This is a genomic window from Microlunatus spumicola (genome assembly GCF_039536445.1).
Classification (GTDB): Bacteria; Actinomycetota; Actinomycetes; order Propionibacteriales; family Propionibacteriaceae; genus Microlunatus; species Microlunatus spumicola.
Genome location: NZ_BAAAYR010000001.1, coordinates 1 through 17,835, shown reverse-complemented (window position 1 = coordinate 17,835; position 17,835 = coordinate 1). Strand labels below are relative to the sequence as shown.

Genomic DNA, 17,835 nt, shown 5'->3' with positions numbered 1-17,835 from the left:
GCTCAGGAGAGCGGGATCGCCTCCGTGGCGAGGGCCTCGTCGAGCAGCGCGAGCACCGCGTCGAGGGTCTGCTCCCGGATCGCGCGACGGTCGCCGGTCAGCCGCAGCGGGCGTACGCGGGGCTCCTCGCCCGGCAGGCTGACGGCCACGTAGACCTCCCCGACCGGGTGCCCGTCCTGGGGGCTGGGCCCGGCGACGCCCGTGGTCGCGGCGCCCACGTCGGCGCCGCACACGCGGGCCGCACCCGTCGCCAGCGCGGCGGCGGTCTCGGGCGCCACGGGCCCGTGGGCCGCGAGCACGTCCTCCGGCACCCCGACGAGCCTCGCCTTGAGGTCGGTGGCGTAGCAGACGACACCGCCGCGGTACACGTCCGACGAACCGGCCACCGCGGTCAGCGCGGCACCGACGAGGCCGCCGGTCAGCGACTCCGCGGTCGCCAGCGTGAGGCCCCGCCCGCGGAGCGCGGCGAGCACGTCGGCCGCGGCCGACCCGGCAGCGCTCACGCCGTGGTGGAGCCGCGGCGCAGCCGCAGCGCGGAACGCACGTAGTTGGCCCCGGTGAGGACGGTCAGGACGAGCGCCGCCACCATCACCACCCAGCCGACGGTGTGCACCCAGTGCAGGCCGTCGAGCATCCGGAACGGCAGCAGGAACAGCGTCAGCGCGACGGCCTGCAGCACGGTCTTGGCCTTGCCCCCGCGGTCCGCGGCGATGACGCCGTAGCGGATGACCACGAAGCGGAGCACCGTGATGCCCCACTCCCGCACGAGGATCACGATGGTGATCCACCAGGGCAGCTCGCCGAGGACCGACAGCCCGATGAAGGCCATGCCGGTGAGCGCCTTGTCGGCGATCGGGTCGGCGAGCTTGCCGAAGCTCGTGACGAGGTCGTACTTGCGCGCGACCTTGCCGTCGACGAAGTCGGTGAAGATGGCGACGACGAAGATGGCGGTCGACCCGACGCGCCAGCCGATCGAGTCGGGGTGCGCGAGCAGGGCCCAGGCGAAGACGGGCACCATGACGAGCCGGAGGACCGTCAGCGCGTTGGGGACGTTCCAGGCGCTGACCTCGCGCGGCGGGGTGCCCGTGCTGGTCTCCCCGCTCACGCCACCGCCCTGAGGTCCGCGCCGTCCGTCTCCGTCACCACGGCGTCCACGAAGGTGCCCACCACCCCAGCATGACCGAGGTCGAGCGTGACCGAACCGTCGACCTCCGGTCCCTGGTGCGCGGCGCGGCCCACGGTCTCGGTCGCCTCGCCCTGCCCGGCGACCTCCTCGACCAGCACGCGGACGCGCTCGCCGATGCGGTCCTCGGCGCGCTGGCTGACCAGCTCGTCGGCGAGGTCGGCCAGCGCGGCCCGCCGCGCCTCGATCTCGTCCTCGTCGGTCTGCCGGTCGAGCCCGGCGGCCTCGGTGCCGTCCTCGTCGGAGTAGCCGAAGACGCCGACGGCGTCGAGACGGGCGTCCACGAGGAACTGGCTGAGGATGTCGACGTCCGCCTCGGTCTCGCCGGGGAAGCCGGCGATGACGTTGCTGCGGATGCCGGCGTGCGGGGCCGCCTTGCGGATGCTCTCGATCAGGCCGAGGAAGGAGTCCGGGTCACCGAACCGCCGCATCCGACGCAGCACGCCGGGCGAGGCGTGCTGGAAGGACAGGTCGAAGTACGGGGCGACGTGCGGCAGCGACGTCATGACCTCGACCAGCCCGGGCCGCATCTCGGCGGGCTGCAGGTAGGACACGCGGACGCGCTCCAGGCCGTCGACCGCACCGAGGTCGGCGAGCAGCGACTCGAGCAGGCGGATGTCGCCGAGGTCCTTGCCGTACGAGGAGGTGTTCTCGCTGACGAGCATCACCTCGCGCACGCCCTGCTCGACCAGCCAGCGCGCCTCGTCGACGACCTCGGCCGGCGTCCGCGAGACGTACGCGCCGCGGAAGGCGGGGATGGCGCAGAAGGCGCAGCGCCGGTCGCAGCCCGAGGCGATCTTGAGCGGGGCGTACGGGCTGCCGTTCAGGCGGCGACGGTAGGCGCGAGGCCCGCTGGCGGGCGCCAGACCGTCGGGCAGCGGGGTGACCGGGCTCGTCTGGGTCGGCACGCCGGGGATCGCGGTGCCGCGGGCCGCCGCGCGCCGCTGGGCGGGCGCGAGAGGCAGCAGCGTGCGCCGGTCGCGCGGCACGTGGGTCTCGTGCCGACCGCCGGCCAGGATGTGCTGGAGCCGGCCCGCGACGTCGGCGTAGTCGTCGAACCCGAGCACGGCGTCGGCCTCGGGCAGCGACTCGGCGAGCTCGGAGCCGTACCGCTCGGCGAGGCAGCCGACGGCCACCACGGCCTGCGGACGACCGGACGCCTTGAGGTCGGCGGCCTGCAGGAGGGTGTCGACCGAGTCCTTCTTGGCGGCCTCGACGAAGCCGCAGGTGTTCACCATGACCGCGTCGGCGTCCTCCGGGTCGTCGACGAGCTGGAAGCCGCCGTCCTCCAGACGGGCGGCCAGCTCCTCGGAGTCGACCTCGTTCCGGGCGCACCCGAGGGTGACGAGGTGGACCGCCGTGAGCGGTCGGGACGGGCTGGTGAGGGGCGCAGGCATGACGCTCCAGTATGACCGGTCCTGCGGCAGGGGCGACCCGCCCGGACGCGGGGCACGACACGCGGGTCAGGTGGCGGGCACGCCGCCGGCGGTGGCGTTCACTGAACTGCGTTCGTCCCAGCAGCCCCAGGAGCCCCCGTGCCCGTCCCGTCCTCCCCCGCCGCGCTCCCGCTGGCGCTCGTCGCCGGCACGATGGTCGTCACGGTCGCCGCGTGCGGCGGAAGCACCGCCCAGGCCCCCACCGCGACGAGCCCGGCCGTCGCCACCAGCAGCGTCGTGGCACCGACGACCTCGACGGCGCCCGCGACCTCGGCGGCCGCGAGCCCGACGAGCGGTTCGAGCAGCACGCCGAGCGGTTCGCCAGGCGGGTCGGGCAGCGGCTCCGGCTGCGGCGTCGGCAGCCTGAAGATCACGTACGCCAACGACACCGGCGGGGGTGGGGCCGGCAGCGTCGCGGGCGCCCTGACGTTCCGGAACACGGGCTCGACCGCCTGCACGCTGAGCGGCTTCCCGGGCGTCTCCTTCGTCGGCGGCGGCAACGGGACCCAGGTCGGCCAGGCGGCCACGCGGACGGACGGCGCGGTGAAGGAGCGGACGCTCGAGCCCGGCAAGGCCGTCAAGGCTGCCCTGCGGCGCACGCAGCCCGGGAACTACGGGGACGACTGCGGGCAGACCAAGGTCGACGGCTTCCGGGTCTTCCCGCCCGGGTCGACCGAGTCGGCCTTCGTGGCGTTCCCGACCACCGGCTGCAGGAGCGCCGACGTCCCGCTGCTCCAGGTCGGCCCCGTCGGCTGATCGGCGGGGCCGGTCACCGGTTCGTCGCCAGGCCCCGTCGAGAGCCCCTCCACGACCCCCGGGCCGTCCAGGCGACCGGGGGCGTCGTCAGGGCTCAGCCCAGGCGGAGGTTCTCCACGACCTCGTCGAGCTCGTCGGGCTTGACCAGCACCTCGCGCGGCTTGGAGCCCTCGGAGGGACCGACCACGCCGCGGGTCTCGAGGATGTCCATCAGGCGCCCGGCCTTGGCGAAGCCGACGCGCAGCTTGCGCTGCAGCATCGAGGTCGACCCGAGCTGGAGCGTGACGACGAGCTCGACGGCCTGCAGGACCAGGTCCATGTCGTCGCCGATGTCCTCGGCCACCTTCGTCGACGCCTCCGGCGCGGCGGTGACGTCCTCGCGGTAGGTCGGCTTGAGCTGCTCGGTGACGTGCGCGACGACGGCGCGCACCTCCTGCTCGGTGACCCAGGCGCCCTGGATGCGGATCGCCTTGGACTGGCCCATCGGCAGGAACAGCCCGTCGCCCTGGCCCACGAGCTTCTCGGCCCCGGGCTGGTCGAGGATGACGCGCGAGTCGGTCATCGACGAGGTCGCGAAGGCGAGCCGGCTCGGGACGTTGGCCTTGATCAGACCGGTCACGACGTCGGTGGACGGCCGCTGGGTGGCCAGCACGAGGTGGATGCCGGCCGCGCGGGCGAGCTGCGTGATCCGGACGATCGAGTCCTCGACGTCGCGCGGGGCGACCATCATCAGGTCGGCCAGCTCGTCGACGATCACCAGCAGGTACGGGTAGGGCTCGAGCACGCGCTCGGAGCCCGGCAGCGGCTTCACGCCGCCGCCCCGCACCGCCTTGTTGAAGTCGTCGATGTGCCGGAACCCGAACGCGGCGAGGTCGTCGTAGCGCAGGTCCATCTCGCGCACGACCCACTGCAGCGCCTCGGCGGCCTTCTTGGCGTTCGTGATGATCGGCGTGACCAGGTGCGGGACGCCCTCGTAGATCGTCAGCTCGACGCGCTTCGGGTCGACCATGAGCATCCGGACCTCGTCCGGGGTCGACCGCATGAGGATCGAGGTGATCATCGAGTTCACGAAGCTGGACTTGCCCGAGCCGGTGGCGCCGGCGACCAGCAGGTGGGGCATCTTCGCGAGGTTGGCCACGACGAAGCCGCCCTCGACGTCCTTGCCCAGCCCGACCGTCATCGGGTGGTGGTCGTTGCGGGCCTTGCCCGACCGGATGACGTCACCGAGGGAGACGACCTCCTTGTCGGTGTTCGGGATCTCGATGCCGATGGCCGACTTCCCCGGGATCGGGGACAGGATCCGGACGTCGGCGCTCGCCACGGCGTAGGCGATGTTCTTGGACAGGGCCGTGACCTTCTCGACCTTGACCGCCGGGCCGAGCTCGACCTCGTAGCGCGTCACCGTCGGGCCACGGCTGTAGCCGGTGACGTGCGCGTCGATCTCGAACTGGCGCAGCACCTCGGTCAGCCGGCCGACGACCGCGTCGGAGGCCTCGGTGCGGGACTTGTGCACGCTGCCGGGCTTGAGCGTCTCGGAGTCGGGCAGCAGGTAGCTGACGTCCCCGGACAGCTGCAGCTGCTCGGCGCGCTGCGGCATCGGGGTGTGCGCCGGGGCCTCGAGCTCGGGGGTCTCGTGCACCACGAACGCCTCGGGCAGCGGCGCGGGGGTCGCGACCGGGGCCGGGCTGCCCGCCGGGCGTCCGGCCGTGACGGGCTTCTTGAGGACCTCGGTCGGCTCCGCGTCCGCCCCGGTCAGGTCGGCGTCGCGCTCGTCGGTGCCGAGGTCGACCAGCGGGGCGAGCGGCTCCGGCGGCCCGATGACCTTGGCCGCGCGGCCCTTGCGGCGGGGCGCGCGCTCCTCGATCACCGGGGTCTCGTACGCCTCGTCGACGCCGTACTCGAGGTCGTCGTCCAGCACGGTGCCCTCGAGCGCCTCGGGCTCGGCGGTGAGCCGCGCCGTCGCGACGCGGGCGCGGTCGACCAGCTCGTGCAGCGGGATCCCCACGACGACCAGGACCCCGAAGAGCAGGAGCAGGACGAGCAGCGGGACCGCGGCGTAGACGGTGACGAGGTCGGCCAGGATCGAGCTCGACAGGTAGCCGAGGATGCCGCCGGCCTCGCGCAGCCGCTCGGGCTGGTCGGTGAGCGGCAGGCCCTTGGCGATGTTCACGAGGCCGAGCAGGCCGAAGAGGATCGCGCCCCAGCCGACGACCTGGCGCCCGGCCGGTCCGTTGTGGTCGGGGTGGCGCAGCGTTCGCCACGCCATCACGCCGAGCAGGATCGGGGCCGACGTGGCCAGCCAGCCGATGATCGTCGAGACGCCGACGTGGACGATCTGACCGAACCGGCCGGGCAGCCCGAACCAGAACTCGGCCGCGATGACGACCGCGAGGGCGAGGACGAACAGCCCGGCCCCGTCGCGGCGCAGCCCCGGGTCGAGGTCACGGGCGCCGTGCCCGATCGCCCGCGCGGCCGTGCCGGCGCCGTGGGCGAGACCGCTCCACAGGACGGCGAGGCCGCGGACGAGCGACCCGAGCACCGAGCGCCGCTGCGGCGCGCGTCCCCGCGGGGCCGGCCGCCGGTTGGCCGGCCGGGTTGCGGTCGAGGTCGAGCGTCCTGGAGTCGTACGGGGACGCGAGGACGTGCTCTTGCTTCCGGACGCACGCGGACGGGGAGTGGTGCTGGACGAGCCAGTACGACTGCCGGTCCGCGCGGGGGAAGACGCGCGGGTCGCCATGCCCGCACTCTAGGCGGTCACAGCCGTCACAGGGGTCACATAGGCAGCGCGGGTCGGAGCTCCCAGAGGTGGTCGGTCGGGCCGATCCCGGCCCCCAGGGCGAACCCGCCGGCGATCGCCCCGGTCACGTACGCCTTCGCCGCGCGCACGGCGGCGGGGACGTCGTCGCCGAGCGCGAGCCGCGACGCGATCGCCGAGGCGAGCGTGCAGCCGGTGCCGTGGGTGTGGGTGTTGTCGTCCCGCGCCGCGGTGAACGCCTGGTCGGGCACGCCGCCGCCGACGAGGACGTCGGTCGGGTCGCCCTCGGCGTGGCCGCCCTTGACCAGCACCCAGCGCGCCCCGAGGCCGAGGAGGACGTGCCCCAGCCGGGCCTGGTCGGCCTCGTCCGCCGCCTCGGGACCGACGAGCGTGCGGGCCTCGTCGAGGTTGGGCGTGGCGATCGTCGCGAGCGGGAACAGCCGCTCGCGCATCGCCCCCACCGCGTCGGCGTCGATGAGCGGGTCGCCGTGCTTGCTCACCGCGACGGGGTCGAGCACCACCGGGACCCCGGCCGGCAGCGTGGTCAGCAGGTCGGCGACGAGCACGCACGTCTCCGCCGTCCCGAGCATGCCGATCTTCACCGCGTCCACCCCGATGTCGTCGACGACGCTGCGGAACTGCGCCGCCACGGCCGCTGCGGGCAGGCCCCACACGCCCTGGACGCCGACCGAGTTCTGCGCGGTGACCGCCGTGACCACGCTCATCCCGTGCACGCCGTGGGCGAGCATCGTCTTGAGGTCGGCCTGGATGCCGGCCCCGCCGCCGGAGTCCGAGCCGGCGATCGTCAGCACGCGGGCGGTCGGCAGCGCGCGGGCCGACCCTCGCCCTGCGCTCACCGGCGCGCGCCCGGGCGGAAGTGGTCGAAGCCGGGCACCCCGGCGAAGGGCGCCCCGTCCACGAGCACGACGCCGCCGTCGCCCTCGGCCGGCCCGACGGCGCCGATGGTCGTCCAGCCGGCCGGCACCCGGCCGGGCGGGAAGGTCGCCACGAGCGCGTGGTCCTCGCCCCCGGTGAGGACCAGCAGCAGCGGGTCGACGCGGGTGGCGGAACCGACGGTCTCCAGCGGTTCGGGGATCTCGAGCGTCGTCGTGTCCACGTCGATCGTCACGCCGGAGGCTCGCGCGACGTGCCCGAGGTCGGCCAGCAGGCCGTCGGAGACGTCGACCATCGCGGTCGCGCCGGCCAGCGCGGCGACGGCACCCTGCCCGTACGGCACGTGCGGCACGCGCTGGACCTCGACGACCGCCCGCGGGGAGCGGAAGCCGCGGGTCAGCACCAGCAGCCCGGCCGCGGCCCAGCCGAGCCGGCCGGCGAACGCGAGCACGTCGCCCGGCTGCGCGCCGTCGCGGCGGACCGGGGCGCGGCCGTCCAGCGTTCCGAGCGCGGTGACGGAGAGCGTCACGTCGCGACCGCGGGTGGTGTCGCCGCCCAGCAGGCTCACGCCGGCGGTGGCGCACTCGGCGCGGAGGCCCGTCGCGAGGTCGAGCGTCCAGCGGACCTCGGTCTCCCCCGGCGCGGAGAAGCCGACGACGACGCCCTGCGGACGCGCGCCCATGGCCTCGACGTCGGCGACGTTGACCGCGATCGCCTTGCGGCCGATGTCGGTCGGGCCGCTCCAGTCGCGACGGAAGTGGACGCCCTCGACGAGGACGTCGGTGGACACGACGACCGAGCCGCCGACCGCCAGGACCGCACCGTCGTCGCCGGGCCCGAGGAGGACCTCGTCGGACGCCGGGAGGTCGCGGACCATCTCCGCGATGAGGGCGAACTCCCCGAGCTGCGCGAGCGTGGTGGGGCCGGTCCCGCCCGGGCTCATGGACGACGGACGTGCGTCGACGGAACGGGGCAACCTGTAGGTTGCTGCACACCGGTGAGCGTACGTGGTCGGCCGCCGGGCCGGGCAGCGTGGCTCTCCTCCCCCGGAAGGTTCTGGCCGCAGCACCGGAGGACACACCATGGTCGTGCAGGCCTACATCCTGGTGCAGACCGCCGTCGGCAAGGCGACCGAGGTGACGACGCAGATCCGGCGGATCACGGGCGTCACCCTCGCCGAGGACGTCACCGGCCCGTACGACGTCGTCGTCCGCGCCGAAGCACCCGACATGGACGAGCTCGGGACGCTGGTGATCAAGCGCGTCCAGAGCGTTCCCGGCATCACCAGGACGGTGACCTGCCCGGTCGTGCACGTCTGACCCGAGCTCCTGTGGTCCGGAGAGAGGGCGGGACGGGTTCGACGCCGCCTCGCAACCATCCGCCCGGGCGCCGTGCGGTTCGTCGTCCGGCTGTCGATCTCCGACGCCCGGGCTCCCGCCAGGCCCATCCACGCTCCGCGGCGTCGAACCCGTCCCACCCTCTCTCCGGCTCTCGTCGCTCGGGTCGGGCGGGCGCGGGTGGGCTGGTCGCCGTGCTGGTGACCTTGTCCACGCTCCTCGCGGGCTGTTCGCGGGTGGCGGTGGTGGATCCGACGCCGGGGCCGGCCGAGGCGGCGGTCTGCACCGCGCTCATGGCGGACCTGCCGGAGCAGGTGCTCGACCAGGACCGGCGGACGGTGGAGCCGGGGACGTTCTCCGCGGCGTGGGGCAAGCCCGCGATCGTGCTGCGGTGCGGCGGGCCGGCGCCGCCGACGCTCACCCCGTTCAGCGAGTGCTTCGACGTCAACGGGGTCGGCTGGTTCTCCGAGGAGGCCACCGGCGGGATGATCTTCACGACGATCGGGCGGGCCGCGTACGTCGAGGTCGCAGTGCCCACGGCCTACCAGCTCGGTTCCGGTGCCCTGGTCGACGTCGGTGCCGCCGTGTCGGCGCACGACCCGGTCGTCAAGCCCTGCGCCGGCTGACGGGGTCCTCGGCTAGCGGAGGCCGACCGGGCGCTGCAGGGCGAGGGTGATCAGGCTGTCGATCAGGTCGGGGTAGGCGAGGCCGCTGGCCTCCCACATCCGCGGGAACATCGAGTGCGCGGTGAAGCCGGGCATCGTGTTGATCTCGTTGACGACGACGCGGTGGTCGTGGGTCAGGAACACGTCGACGCGGGCGAGGCCCTCGCAGCCGATGGCCTCGAAGGTGCGGACCGCGAGCTCGCGCACCTCGTCGGCGACGGCCGGGTCGACGAGCGCGGGGACGTCGAGGTCGACCTGCTCCTCGGGGAGGTACTTGGCCTCGAAGTCGTAGAAGCCCGAGGGGCTGTGCACGCGGATCTCGGCGATCTGGCTGGCCAGCGGGCGGCCGCCGTCGACGTCGGACAGCACGCCGCACTCGAGCTCGCGGGCGTCGACGAAGCCCTCCTCCACCACGACCTTGGGGTCGTAGCGCTGGGCGTGCTCGACGGCGGCCACGAGCGCGTCGTCGCCGTCGCCCGCCTCGACCTTGGTGATGCCGAGGCTCGAGCCGCCACGGGCGGGCTTCACGAACAACGGGCTGCGCAGCGTCGCGACCGCGTCCAGGCAGGCGGCGCGGTCGCGGGCCCACTCGGCGGCGGTGACCGTGACGAACGGGCCGACGGGGAGGCCGGAGGCGCTGAGCACGAGCTTCATGTAGTGCTTGTCCATGCCGACCGCGCTGGCGAGCACGCCGGCGCCGACGTAGCGGGTGCCCATCATCTCGAACAGGCCCTGGATCGTCCCGTCCTCGCCGAACGGGCCGTGCAGCAGGCTCAGCGCGACGTCGACGGGCCCGAGCCAGGACAGCGCGGAGTGGCGGTCGACGTTGCCGTACGAGACGTCGTCGCGGACCGCGAGGCGGCTGCCGGGACCGTGGGTCATGAGCACCGCGTCGGGGGCGTCCTCGCTGAGCTCAGGGAGGCGGCCGTCGACGACCTCGAGGCCCCGCAGCGTGTCCTCGTCGACCAGCACCCAGCGCCCCGTCTGCGTGATGCCGACGCCGAGGACCTCGTAGCGGTCGGGGTCGAGCGCGGCGAAGACGCCGCCCGCGGTCAGGCAGGACACCCCGTGCTCGCTGCTCACGCCGCCGAACACGAGGGCCACCCGCACCCGGCCGGCCGCCTCGGGGCGTGCCGCCAGCTCCGGCTCCGTCGTCACTGCACCTCCGCTGAAGCTCGCCCGTCTGCCGCGCAGACCTTACCGGCGCGACCCCTCGTGGCCGGTCCGGCGCGCGCGGGGCGGGAGGATGGACCCGTGAGCAGCCACTCCGACCTCCGCCCCGAGACGCTGGCCGTCAGCCTCGGCCGGCCCCCGCACACGCCGGGCGCCGCGCTCAACGTCTCCCCCGTCATGGCCTCGACGTACGTCGGCGCCCACGACACCTCCGGGCCCGGGCTCGGCTACGGCCGCGACGGCAACGCCACCTGGACCGCGCTCGAGGACGTCCTCGGCGCCCTGGAGGGCGGGCGCGCGCTCACCTTCGCCAGCGGCATGGCGGCGGCGAGCGCGGTCCTCGACCTGCTGGACCCGGGCAGCACGGTCGTCCTGCCCACGAGCTGCTACCTCGGGGTCGCGGCCCTGGTCCGGTCGCGGGCGGAACGGTTCGGGTGGACGCTGCGCACGGTCGACGTCGCCGACACCGAGGCGGTCCTGGCCGCCGCGGACGGGGCCGACCTCGTCTGGCTCGAGTCGCCGACGAACCCGCTGATGGAGGTCGCCGACCTGCCGGCGATCGGCGCGGCGCTGCGCGGGCGGACGCTGACCGTCGTCGACAACACCTTCGCCACCGCGCTGCTCCAGCGGCCGCTCGAGCACGGCTTCGACGCCGTGGTCGAGTCGGGCACCAAGTTCGTGGGTGGGCACTCCGACCTCCTGCTCGGCGCCGTGACCGTCCGGCCGGACGCCGACGACCTGTTCCGCTCGATCGCCGACGTGCGCCACGACCACGGCGCTATCCCCGGTCCGATGGAGGCCTGGCTCGCCCTGCGCGGCGTGCGGACCATGCCGCTGCGCGTCCGCGCCGCCCAGGCGAACGCCGGGGTCCTCGCCGAGCGCCTGGCCGCCCACCCGGCCGTCGCCCGGGTCCGCTACCCCGGGCTGCCCGACGACCCGGGCCACACACGCGCCGCCGCGACGATGGACGGCGCCGGCTCGCTGCTCTCGGTCGACCTTGCCGACGCGAGCGCCGCCGAGCGCTTCATCGACGGCTGCACGCTGTGGACGCACGCGACGAGCCTGGGCAGCGTCGAGTCGACCTTCGAGCGCCGCCGCCGCTGGTCCGCCGAGCTGGACGTGGTCCCCGAGGGCCTCGTCCGCCTCTCGGTCGGCGTCGAGCACGTCGAGGACCTCTGGCGCGACCTCGAGCAGTCGCTCGACGCCCTCTGAGGGCGACGCACCCGGGATCGGGGACGATCCGGCACCGCAGGGGTGCCGGATCGTCCCCGGTCCTGTCGCAGCCTCGCGTCAGTCCCGTTCACGCCCGGGGGCGCGGCCCATCAGGTCCTTGACGCCCTGAATCGGGGTGAGGTCGCCGGCGATGACCGCGGCGACGTGCTCGACGATCGGCATCTCGACGCCGTGCTCGGCCGCCAGGGCCTGCACGGACGCGCAGGACAGGACGCCCTCGGCGACCTGCCGGGTGGAGCGGCTGATGTCGGCCACGGATCGCCCGCGACCCAGCTCCTCGCCGAACGTCCGGTTCCGTGAGAGGGGCGACGCGCAGGTGGCGACCAGGTCGCCCAGGCCGGCCAGCCCCGCGAACGTGTAGGGGTCGGCCCCGAGCGCGACGCCCAGCCGGCTCGTCTCGGCCAGTCCACGGGTGATCAGCGAGGCGGTCGCGTTCGCGCCGAACCCCAGCCCGACGGCCATGCCCACCGCGAGGGCGATGACGTTCTTGGTCGCCCCGGCCAGCTCGCAGCCGACGACGTCGGCGTTCGTGTAGACCCGGAAGGACGGCGTGTGGCAGAGGCGCTGCACGTCGAGCGCCGTCTCGTGCGACGCGCTCGCGGCGACGCTCGCCGACGGCTGCCGCGCGGCGATCTCGCGGGCGAGGTTGGGTCCGGTCACCACGGCCAGGCGGTCCGCCCCGACCCCGGCGGCCTCGGCGACCACCTCGCTCATCCGGCGGCCGGTGCCGAGCTCGATGCCCTTGGCCAGGCTGACGACCCGGGCGTCGCGCGGGACGTCCCAGCCGCCGAGCGTCGTCCGGAGCAGCTGCGAGGGCACCGCGAGCACGACCGCGTACGCGCCGGCCATCGCCTCCGCGGGGTCGCTGACGGCCCGGAGGGTCGCGGGCAGCTCGACGTCGGGCAGGTAGTCGGGGTTGCGGCCGGTCGCGTTGATCGCGGCGGCCAGCTCGGGGCGCCGCGACCACAGGGTGACCTCGTGACCGGAGTCGCAGACGACGAGGCCGAACGTCGTGCCCCACGTCCCCGCGCCCATCACGGCGACCTTCACGCCGCACCCGCCCGGGGGTCGAAGGGCTGCTCCGGTGCCGACCCGTCCCGCAGCTGCGCGACCAGGGCGGTGATCGCGGCGACGATCCGCGCCGTCGCCTCGTGCAGGACGTCCGCGTCGACCTCGCGCCCGCGCAGGTCGTCGAGCGGGACGGGCGGGCCGACGAGCATCCGCAGCGTCGGCCGCGCCCAGAGGCGCGGCAGCCCGACCTTCCGGCCCCGCAGGAACTCCTCGGCACCCCACTGCCCCACGGGCACGACCGGGCAGCCGGTGGACAGGGCCAGGCGGGCCGCCCCCGTTCGCCCCCGCATCGGCCACAGGTCCGGGTCGTAGGTGATGGTGCCCTCCGGGTAGACGACGACGGCGCGGCCCGCCTCGACCGCCCGCCGCGCCTCCACGAGCGCGTCCCCGGCGTGGCTGCCGCCCCGCTCGACCGGGATCTGCCCGGCGCCGCGCAGGACGGGACCGACGACCGGCACCCGGAACAGCGAGCTCTTGGCCAGGAAGCGGGGCCAGCGGCCCGAGTAGGCCAGGAACTGCCCGAGCGCGAGCGGGTCGGCGTTGGAGATGTGGTTCGCGACGACGATCACGCCGCCGGTGGCGGGCAGGTGCTCCTGGCCCCGCCAGTCCCGCCGGCTGAGCGGCGCGAGGACGACGTTGAGCAGACGGACGACCGTGCGGACCGTCTGGGCTCCGGGCTCGTGGTTGACCGCGGCCAGGGCCGGCACCCGGGCGGGTGAACCCTCGTGACCCCTGGCCATGCTGTCCGCCACCCTCCGGGTCCGCCCGCGGCGCTCCGCCCCGAGGTCGCGCCCACCCTAGGGCGTGCCTCCCCGCGCGAGGCGGCACGCCCTCGTGCCGCGCCGCTCCCCGGGGCGACGCCCGGGCCGCGCTTGGCGGCTGTGGCAGCATCGGTCGCCGTCATGCCCCCCGCCGACCCGACCGCCCCCGACGGCAGCGCCCCCGTCGCCGAGGAACGGGCACGGACCGGTGCCGGGACGGGCGCCGTGGTCGCGCTCAAGGCGGGCGAGCACGTGAAGTCCCGGCTGGCCCCGCTGCCCCAGGCGCTGCGCCGGCGGCTCGCGTGGACGATGGCGGTCGACACGCTGCACGCCCTCGTGCCGGCGGTGGAGGCGGTCCGGGTGGTCAGCGACCAGCCCGGGCTCGCCGCCCGTCTCGCGCGCGCCGGGCTCGGCGACGTCGTGGTCGTGCCGGAGACGCGGCCGGCGGGCCTCAACGAGGCGCTGCGCCAGGGCGAGGCCCGGCTCCGCGCCGACGGGCTGACCCGGGTGCTCGCGTGCGTGGGCGACCTGCCGGCGCTGCGTCCCGCGTCCGTCGCCGTGGTCCTGGCCGCCGCCGGTCCGGGGCGGGCCTACCTGCCGGACGCGACGGGGATCGGCACGACGATGCTCGTCTCGGGCGGGAGCGAGCCGCTGGCCCCGCACTTCCAGGGACGTTCCGCGGCGGCGCACCACAGCTCGGGGGCCACGCCCCTGACCGACGAGCGGCTCGGCACCGCGGTGCCCGACGCCCGCCGCGACGTCGACACCGAGGTGGACCTCGGCGACGCGGCCGGTCTCGGCCTCGGCAGCGCCACGCAGACGCTGCTCGACCCCGGGTCGGGCCGGCTCGGCGCGTACGCGGTGGTCACGACGACCGGGTCGACCGGCCCGGACGGGCAGGCCGTGACGGCGGACGGCGTCCGCGTGACGCTGCCCGAGGACGCGCTGGCAGACGGGCTCCGCCCGCTGCGACCGGGTCAGCGGCTGCACGCCGTGCTCGTGGGCACGACGGTGCTGTCGGCCTGGCTCTGAGCCTCCCCCGAGGCTCCCGGAACCGGCCTAGCCCGCCTGCTGCTCGCCGGCCACCGACGACTTGAGGTCCGTGCCCGGACGGAACCGCACGACGGACGTCGCCGCCGCCTCCTTGCGCTCCCCCGTACGCGGGTTGCGCACGGTGCGCGCGGGACGGTCGATCTTCTCGAACACCCCGAAGCCGGTGACCGACACCTTCTCCCCCGTCGACACCGTCGAGGTGATGGTCTGCACCACCGCGTTCAGCGCTCGGGCCGCGTCGGCCTTGCTGCCGTCGAAGTGCGACGACAGCTCCTTGATCAGCTCAGCCTTGTTCACTGGTCCTGGTCCTCTCACCTGCGCGCGAGGACGAGCCCTCCTCGTTCCCGCAGCCCCACTGCGGCGCGCGCGAGAGGAACGCTAGACAATCCAATGCCCTCAAGACAAATGCTGTAAGGCTCGGATCTCCCGCCAGGCGGGGATCCCGGTCAGGAGGCGGAGGCGATCCGGGCCGGCAGGGTCGCTGGCTTGTAGGACGGCCGACCCGCCTCGTACGCGTCGATGGCGTCGCCCTGGCGCAGGGTCAGGCCGATGTCGTCGAGGCCCTCGAGCAGGCGCCAGCGCGTGTAGTCGTCGATCTCGAAGTCGGTCTCGAAGCCCGGCGCCGTGATCGTGCGGGACTGCAGGTCGACGGTCAGCGGCGCCTGCGGGTGCTCCTCGACGTAGTCCCACAGCTCCTCGACGACCTTCTGGTCGATGCGCGCGACGAGCAGGCCCGCCTTGCCCGCGTTGCTGCGGAAGATGTCGCCGAAGCGCGAGCCCACGACGACGCGGAAGCCGTAGTTCTGCAGGGCCCACACGGCGTGCTCGCGCGACGAGCCCGTGCCGAAGTCCGGGCCCGGGACGATGATCGTCGCGCCGGCGTGCTGCGGCTGGTTGAGGACGAAGTCCGGGTCCTTGCGCCAGGCGGCGAAGAGCCCGTCCTCGAAGCCGGTCTTCGTCACCCGCTTGAGGTAGACGGCCGGGATGATCTGGTCGGTGTCGACGTTGCTGCGCCGCAGCGGCAGCGCGGTCCCGGTGTGCGTGGTGAAGGCGTCCATGCTCTGCTCCTGCCTCAACGGCTCTCGGGTGCGCCGACCAGCTGGTCGACGTGGTCCTGCCCGCGGGGGCCGAGGTCGGCCGGCGAGCTCAGGGTGCCGCGGACGGCGGTGGCGGCGGCGACCAGCGGGCTGACCAGGTGCGTACGCCCGCCCTTGCCCTGCCGGCCCTCGAAGTTGCGGTTCGAGGTCGAGGCGGAACGCTCGCCGGGGGCCAGCTGGTCGGGGTTCATGCCGAGGCACATCGAGCACCCGGCGGCCCGCCACTCGGCGCCGGCCTCCTTGAACACGACGTCGAGACCCTCGGACTCGGCCTGCAGGCGGACTCGCGCCGAGCCCGGGACGACGAGCATCCGGACGGAGTCGGCGACGTGGTAGCCGTCGATGACCGCGGCCGCGGCGCGCAGGTCCTCGATCCGGCCGTTGGTGCACGAGCCGAGGAACACGGTGTCCACCGCGACCTCGCGCATCGGCGTGCCGGGCAGCAGCGCCATGTACTCGAGCGCCTTGGTCGCGGCGACCCGGTCGCTCGCCTCGACGAACGTCTCGGGGTCCGGCACGTCCGCGCCGAGCGGCACGCCCTGGCCGGGGTTGGTGCCCCACGTAACGAACGGCGTCAGCTGGGAGGCGTCGAGGTCGACCTCGACGTCGAAGACCGCGTCCGGGTCGCTCTTCAGCGTCGACCAGTACGCGACGGCCGCGTCCCAGTCCTCGCCGGTCGGCGCGTGCGGGCGGCCCTGCAGGTAGGCGAAGGTCTTCTCGTCGGGGGCCATCAGGCCCGCCTTCGCCCCCCACTCGATGCTCATGTTGCAGATCGTCATCCGGCCCTCCATGGAGAGCGCCTCGATGGCCGACCCGCGGTACTCGACGATGTAGCCCTGGCCGCCGCCGGTGCCGACCTTGGCGATCAGCGCCAGCACGATGTCCTTGGCCGTGACGCCGGGGGGCAGCTCGCCCTCGACGTTCACCGCCATCGTCTTGGGCTTGGCCTGCATCAGCGTCTGGGTGGCGAGCACGTGCTCGACCTCGGAGGTGCCGATGCCGAAGGCGATCGAGCCGAAGGCGCCGTGCGTGGAGGTGTGGGAGTCGCCGCACACGATCGTGAGGCCGGGCTGGGTGAGCCCCAGCTGCGGGCCGATGATGTGCACGATGCCCTGGTCGAGGTCGCCGAGGCTGTGGATCCGGACGCCGAACTCGGCGGCGTTGTTCCGCAGCGTGTCGACCTGCGTGCGCGACACCGGGTCGGCGATCGGCTGGTCGATGTTCAGCGTCGGGGTGTTGTGGTCCTCCGTGGCGAGCGTGAGCTCGGGGCGGCGGACCGGGCGACCGGCCTGGCGGAGGCCGTCGAAGGCCTGCGGGCTGGTGACCTCGTGCACGAGGTGCAGGTCGATGTACAGGAGGTCCGGCTCACCCTCGACCGAGCGGACGACGTGGTCGTCCCAGACCTTCTCGCTCAACGTCCTACCCATGGACCAGGCTCCTCTTGGCTGCGGTTCCGGGTGGTCCCCGGTTGTCTCCGGACTCTCGTCCTGCTGCTGCGCGCCGCGTTTGCGTTCCAGCATCCGAGACGGCAGTATCAAGGCATGGACAACTCTAGCGGTGTCGGCGTGCTGGACAAAGCCGCCATGGTGCTCGGCGCGCTGGAGACCGGCCCGACGACCCTGGCGGGCCTGGTCTCGGCGACCGGTCTCGCCCGCCCGACCGCGCACCGCCTCGCCGTGGCCCTCGAGCACCACCGGCTCGTCAGCCGCGACCTCCAGGGACGCTTCGTGCTCGGCCCGCGCCTCGGCGAGCTCGCCTCAGCCGCCGGCGAGGACCGCCTGCTCGCCACCGCCGGCCCCGTGCTGGCCCGGCTCCGCGACATCACGGGCGAGTCGGCGCAGATGTTCCGTCGCCAGGGCGACTTCCGCGTCTGCGTCGCCACGGCCGAGCGCATGTCCGGCCTGCGCGACAGCGTCCCGGTCGGCACCCAGCTGACCATGCAGGCCGGTTCCGCCGCCCAGGTGCTGCTCGCCTGGGAGGAGCCGGACCGCATGCAGCGCGGCCTGCGCGGCAGCCGCTACTCGGCGGTCGCCCTCGCCGCCGTACGCCGTCGCGGCTGGGCCCACTCGGTCGGCGAGCGCGAGGCCGGCGTGGCCTCGGTCTCCGCCCCCGTCCGCTCCCCCTCCGGCAAGGTCATCGCCGCGGTCAGCGTCTCCGGCCCGATCGAGCGCCTGTCCCGCCAGCCCGGCCGCCTGCACGCCCCCGCCGTCATCGCCGCCGCCGAGCGCCTCAGCGACGTCCTGCGCCGCAGCGGTTCCGAGGGCTGAGCCCGCCCGTCCGCAGGCACCTGCGCCTCAGGACTTTCACGTTTACGTGAAAGTCCGGTACTCACCACGGCAGATCTGCCGGGCAAGGTAGGGGACTTTCACGGTCAGATCTCGTGATCGTTGCAACGCCTGCCGAGGAGGGGTGGCAGGTGAC

18 protein-coding genes are annotated in these 17,835 nt (G+C 74.4%); 6 read left to right on the top strand and 12 right to left on the bottom strand.

Features of this window, described 5'->3' with window-relative positions:
- Positions 1-2 precede the first annotated feature (2 nt).
- Genes ABD665_RS00090 through rimO form a run of 3 tightly spaced genes read right to left on the bottom strand, consistent with a single transcriptional unit; the run spans position 3 to position 2,580 of the window.
- The gene (locus tag ABD665_RS00090) at positions 3-503 is read right to left on the bottom strand and encodes a nicotinamide-nucleotide amidohydrolase family protein (RefSeq protein WP_204912796.1); all 501 of its coding nucleotides are present in this window, start codon (positions 501-503) and stop codon (positions 3-5) included.
- Positions 500-1,105: a CDP-diacylglycerol--glycerol-3-phosphate 3-phosphatidyltransferase gene (gene pgsA / locus ABD665_RS00085; protein WP_344740589.1), complete on the bottom strand. Its 606-nt coding sequence runs from the start codon at positions 1,103-1,105 to the stop codon at positions 500-502. Before pgsA ends, ABD665_RS00090 begins: the two co-directional genes overlap by 4 nt.
- Positions 1,102-2,580, bottom strand: a complete 1,479-nt coding sequence (gene rimO / locus ABD665_RS00080; RefSeq protein ID WP_204912797.1) for a 30S ribosomal protein S12 methylthiotransferase RimO — start codon at positions 2,578-2,580, stop codon at positions 1,102-1,104. The genes pgsA and rimO overlap by 4 nt, the downstream gene beginning before the upstream one ends.
- Before the next feature lie 138 nt (positions 2,581-2,718).
- On the opposite strand from rimO, the gene ABD665_RS00075 reads away from it, so the two are divergent.
- A complete protein-coding gene (locus ABD665_RS00075; protein WP_204912798.1) occupies positions 2,719-3,375 on the top strand; it encodes a DUF4232 domain-containing protein in 657 nt (218 codons plus the stop codon).
- 94 nt (positions 3,376-3,469) lie between these two features.
- Here ABD665_RS00075 and ABD665_RS00070 read toward each other — a convergent pair whose 3' ends face one another.
- The 3 genes from ABD665_RS00070 to ABD665_RS00060 are packed head-to-tail and all read right to left on the bottom strand — an operon-like array spanning position 3,470 to position 7,967.
- Positions 3,470-6,112 carry a DNA translocase FtsK 4TM domain-containing protein gene (locus ABD665_RS00070; protein ID WP_204912799.1) on the bottom strand — a complete coding sequence of 881 codons (2,643 nt, stop codon included), beginning with the start codon at positions 6,110-6,112 and terminating at the stop codon, positions 3,470-3,472.
- 35 nt (positions 6,113-6,147) lie between these two features.
- Entirely contained in the window at positions 6,148-6,987 is an 840-nt protein-coding gene (gene thiD / locus ABD665_RS00065) for a bifunctional hydroxymethylpyrimidine kinase/phosphomethylpyrimidine kinase (protein ID WP_344740584.1), read from the bottom strand.
- Entirely contained in the window at positions 6,984-7,967 is a 984-nt protein-coding gene (locus tag ABD665_RS00060; RefSeq protein WP_204912800.1) for a thiamine-phosphate kinase, read from the bottom strand. Before ABD665_RS00060 ends, thiD begins: the two co-directional genes overlap by 4 nt.
- 139 nt (positions 7,968-8,106) lie before the next feature.
- On the opposite strand from ABD665_RS00060, the gene ABD665_RS00055 reads away from it, so the two are divergent.
- Together ABD665_RS00055 and ABD665_RS00050 are read left to right on the top strand one after the other, a co-directional pair.
- Positions 8,107-8,343 (top strand): Lrp/AsnC ligand binding domain-containing protein, encoded by a 237-nt coding sequence (locus tag ABD665_RS00055; protein ID WP_204912801.1) that lies wholly within the window; start codon positions 8,107-8,109, stop codon positions 8,341-8,343.
- 11 nt (positions 8,344-8,354) lie between these two features.
- On the top strand, positions 8,355-8,987 hold the full coding sequence (locus tag ABD665_RS00050) for a DUF3515 domain-containing protein (protein WP_344740579.1): 633 nt from the start codon (positions 8,355-8,357) through the stop codon (positions 8,985-8,987).
- 12 nt (positions 8,988-8,999) lie between these two features.
- Here the strand turns inward: ABD665_RS00050 and ABD665_RS00045 are convergent, their stop codons facing one another.
- Positions 9,000-10,184, bottom strand: coding sequence for a D-alanine--D-alanine ligase family protein (locus tag ABD665_RS00045; protein ID WP_344740577.1), 1,185 nt, complete (start codon positions 10,182-10,184; stop codon positions 9,000-9,002).
- A 96-nt stretch (positions 10,185-10,280) separates the two neighbouring features.
- On the opposite strand from ABD665_RS00045, the gene ABD665_RS00040 reads away from it, so the two are divergent.
- Positions 10,281-11,411 carry a PLP-dependent transferase gene (locus tag ABD665_RS00040; protein ID WP_204912802.1) on the top strand — a complete coding sequence of 377 codons (1,131 nt, stop codon included), beginning with the start codon at positions 10,281-10,283 and terminating at the stop codon, positions 11,409-11,411.
- Between the two features lie 78 nt (positions 11,412-11,489).
- Here the strand turns inward: ABD665_RS00040 and ABD665_RS00035 are convergent, their stop codons facing one another.
- Both ABD665_RS00035 and ABD665_RS00030 read right to left on the bottom strand, forming a co-directional pair.
- Positions 11,490-12,482, bottom strand: a complete 993-nt coding sequence (locus ABD665_RS00035; protein WP_344740575.1) for an NAD(P)H-dependent glycerol-3-phosphate dehydrogenase — start codon at positions 12,480-12,482, stop codon at positions 11,490-11,492.
- Positions 12,479-13,243 (bottom strand): 1-acyl-sn-glycerol-3-phosphate acyltransferase, encoded by a 765-nt coding sequence (locus tag ABD665_RS00030; protein WP_204912803.1) that lies wholly within the window; start codon positions 13,241-13,243, stop codon positions 12,479-12,481. Before ABD665_RS00030 ends, ABD665_RS00035 begins: the two co-directional genes overlap by 4 nt.
- A gap of 162 nt (positions 13,244-13,405) precedes the next feature.
- Here ABD665_RS00030 and cofC point away from each other — a divergent pair, with 162 nt between their 5' ends.
- Positions 13,406-14,296 carry a 2-phospho-L-lactate guanylyltransferase gene (cofC, locus tag ABD665_RS00025; RefSeq protein ID WP_204912804.1) on the top strand — a complete coding sequence of 297 codons (891 nt, stop codon included), beginning with the start codon at positions 13,406-13,408 and terminating at the stop codon, positions 14,294-14,296.
- Positions 14,297-14,323: 27 nt separating this feature from the next.
- Here cofC and ABD665_RS00020 read toward each other — a convergent pair whose 3' ends face one another.
- From ABD665_RS00020 to leuC, 3 genes are all read right to left on the bottom strand, one after another.
- Positions 14,324-14,614: an HU family DNA-binding protein gene (locus tag ABD665_RS00020; protein ID WP_204912805.1), complete on the bottom strand. Its 291-nt coding sequence runs from the start codon at positions 14,612-14,614 to the stop codon at positions 14,324-14,326.
- Between the two features lie 149 nt (positions 14,615-14,763).
- Positions 14,764-15,375 carry a 3-isopropylmalate dehydratase small subunit gene (gene leuD / locus ABD665_RS00015; RefSeq protein ID WP_204912806.1) on the bottom strand — a complete coding sequence of 204 codons (612 nt, stop codon included), beginning with the start codon at positions 15,373-15,375 and terminating at the stop codon, positions 14,764-14,766.
- Positions 15,376-15,389: 14 nt separating this feature from the next.
- Positions 15,390-16,841, bottom strand: a complete 1,452-nt coding sequence (gene leuC, locus ABD665_RS00010; RefSeq protein ID WP_204912807.1) for a 3-isopropylmalate dehydratase large subunit — start codon at positions 16,839-16,841, stop codon at positions 15,390-15,392.
- Between the two features lie 114 nt (positions 16,842-16,955).
- On the opposite strand from leuC, the gene ABD665_RS00005 reads away from it, so the two are divergent.
- Positions 16,956-17,681 (top strand): IclR family transcriptional regulator, encoded by a 726-nt coding sequence (locus ABD665_RS00005; protein WP_091073534.1) that lies wholly within the window; start codon positions 16,956-16,958, stop codon positions 17,679-17,681.
- The last annotated feature ends 154 nt before the right edge of the window (positions 17,682-17,835 follow it).